This is a genomic window from Mesorhizobium sp. M1A.F.Ca.IN.022.07.1.1 (genome assembly GCF_003997575.1).
In the GTDB taxonomy this organism is placed as follows: domain Bacteria; phylum Pseudomonadota; class Alphaproteobacteria; order Rhizobiales; family Rhizobiaceae; genus Mesorhizobium.
Genome location: NZ_RZST01000590.1, coordinates 1 through 1,751 on the forward strand (window position 1 = coordinate 1; position 1,751 = coordinate 1,751).

Below are 1,751 nucleotides of genomic sequence, written 5' to 3' on the forward strand. Positions count from 1 at the left end.
GCACCTTCGAATGCACCTTCTGCGCCGATTGTGCGCAAAATGTTCTCGGCGGTGTCTGCCCGAACTGCGGCGGCAATTTCGCGCCGCGGCCGATTCGGCCGGCGGCAAAGTTGAAAAAATACCCGGCCTCGACCAACCGCGTGCTCAAGGCCGGGGGCTGCGGCCCCCGCAAGGCCGCATGAGTCGGCAATTTGAAGAGGACCCGCCCATGATTTCCGCTTCGACGAAACGCACCGCACTTGCCACGATTCTTTTCCTGGCGGCGGCGATGCCGGCTTACGCCCATGTCGGCGTCGGCACGACCTCGTCCCTCACGGCGGGCTTCATGCACCCGCTGTCGGGCCTCGACCATATGACCGTCATGATCGCGGTCGGCCTGTGGGCGGCGATGAAAGGCAGCAAGGCGGTGTGGGCATGGCCGCTCGCCTTCGTAGGCGTGATGGTGGCGGGCGCAGCACTCGGCATGCTGCAGGTGCCGGTGCCTTTCGTCGAGCCTGGTATCCTCGCTTCGGTCGTGGCCCTCGGGTTGCTGGTGGCGCTGGCGGTCGACCTGCCGGTCTCGGCGGGTGTGGCCATCATCGGCCTGTTCGCCCTATTCCACGGCCATGCGCATGGCACTGAAGTGCCGGAGAATGCCGGCGGCCTCGAATATATGGCGGGTTTCGCCGTGGCGACGGCGCTTCTTGATGGCATCGGCATCGCGGCCGCGCTCGGACTTGGGCTCCGCTTCCGCGCCCTGGCGCGTCTTGCCGGCGCCGCCTGCGCGACGGTCGGCGCTGGCCTTGCCTTCGGCGTGATGTGAGGCCGCGATGATCCCCGGCGAAATCATTACGGCAAAGGGCGACATCGAGTTGAACAAGGGCCTGCCGACGGTGACGCTCAAGGTCGCCAACAGCGGCGACCGTCCGATCCAGGTCGGCAGCCACTATCATTTCTTCGAGACCAACGAGGGACTGAAATTCGCCCGCGAACGCGCCCGCGGCATGCGGCTCGACATCGCCGCCGGCACGGCCATGCGCTTCGAGCCGGGCCAGGAACGTGACGTCACGCTGGTGCCGCTCGGCGGCAGGCGCGAGGTCTATGGATTTCAACAGAAGGTGATGGGCAAGCTGTGAGGCGTGGCGGCGCGCTCAAATCACTTCGGCGGCTTGGCGGCCGCGTAAATGACGACCTTCCCGGGATTGTCGAACTCGACGGCAAGCACGTCCTCAGCCTGCACGCGCCGCGAATCGATGGCATTGAAGAGCAGGGCGTTCGCTTCGATCTCCTGCCGCAGCTCCGCGACGTCTTCCTGATGCTGCTTCACCTTATTCTCGATCGCAGGCGGCGGCCCGCCTTCGCTGCGCGCGGCATCCGTCAGGAAAACGATATCGACGGTATCCAGCTTGGTCGTCTTGCGCACGGTGCCGATATTGTCGCGCGTGCGGTCGATGGCGGTGATGACCTTCCCGGCCTCCGTCTTCGACAGCGCCTCCTCCTGCCGGACGTCGGAATCGACGATCGTCGCGCCCGGCTTGGTGCTGTCCAGTGGCGGCTTGCCGTCCGCAGGCTGCGCGGGAAACGCTGGGGCGGCGGCCACGAGAAGAATGGCCACGACAAGGGATGGAAATCCTGTTCCGGGGCACGCGGCGTTCGCCATCGCTCGCTCCTGGTTGAACTTGTGGCGGGGCGAAAAAGGCGAAACGAGTCTTGTCGGCGGGAGGTTCCGTTCGCGATAATGCTGACGGGCCTGCAACCGGCCCGCCAGCATT

General features: G+C 65.8%; 3 protein-coding genes and 1 pseudogene. 3 read left to right on the forward strand and 1 reads right to left on the reverse strand.

All coding sequences use genetic code 11. From position 1 onward, the window contains the following. The 3 genes from EOA75_RS32485 to EOA75_RS32495 form a co-directional block, all read left to right on the forward strand. Positions 1-182, forward strand: a 182-nt coding sequence (locus EOA75_RS32485) for a DUF1272 domain-containing protein (protein ID WP_127326110.1), incomplete at its 5' end; no start/stop codon positions are given. 26 nt (positions 183-208) lie between these two features. Next, entirely contained in the window at positions 209-802 is a 594-nt protein-coding gene (locus EOA75_RS32490) for a HupE/UreJ family protein (protein ID WP_127326111.1), read from the forward strand. Positions 803-809: 7 nt separating this feature from the next. Further along, positions 810-1,115 carry an urease subunit beta gene (locus tag EOA75_RS32495; RefSeq protein ID WP_067323963.1) on the forward strand — a complete coding sequence of 102 codons (306 nt, stop codon included), beginning with the start codon at positions 810-812 and terminating at the stop codon, positions 1,113-1,115. A 20-nt stretch (positions 1,116-1,135) separates the two neighbouring features. On the opposite strand, the pseudogene EOA75_RS35860 reads toward EOA75_RS32495, so the two are convergent. Further along, positions 1,136-1,501: pseudogene (locus EOA75_RS35860) on the reverse strand (hypothetical protein); the annotation flags it as partial. Positions 1,502-1,751 lie beyond the last annotated feature (250 nt).